The organism is Paraburkholderia sp. RL18-085-BIA-A, from assembly GCF_046027075.1.
Lineage (GTDB): Bacteria > Pseudomonadota > Gammaproteobacteria > Burkholderiales > Burkholderiaceae > Paraburkholderia.
On record NZ_JARESU010000705.1, the window covers coordinates 1 to 285 of the forward strand.

The window sequence follows — 285 nt, forward strand, 5'->3', positions numbered from 1 at the left end:
GCGCTCCACCAGCTTCGGCTCGAACGCCCCCTGACGGTCGCGCGGGATATTGAGCGGCAACTCGCCAAACTCCCCCTGCAGCGTCTTGGCGCTATGGCCATTACGGGTGTTGCCCGTGGCATTGGTCACCGTTTCGCCTTTGCCATGGCCCAGGTGTTCGGACATCTCCGTCTCTAACGCACGCTCCACCAGCATCCTGGTAAGCTGCTTGAGCAGGCCGTTCTCGCCTATCAGGTCTTCCGGCTTCTGGTAATTCGCCAGCAGGCTGTCTGCCAGCTTGACGAG

1 protein-coding gene is annotated in these 285 nt (G+C 61.8%); it reads right to left on the reverse strand.

All coding sequences use genetic code 11. From position 1 onward, the window contains the following. Positions 1-276: transposase (locus tag P0D89_RS54475; RefSeq protein WP_408379933.1), on the reverse strand; the 276-nt coding region annotated here is incomplete at its 3' end. Between the last annotated feature and the right edge of the window lie 9 nt (positions 277-285).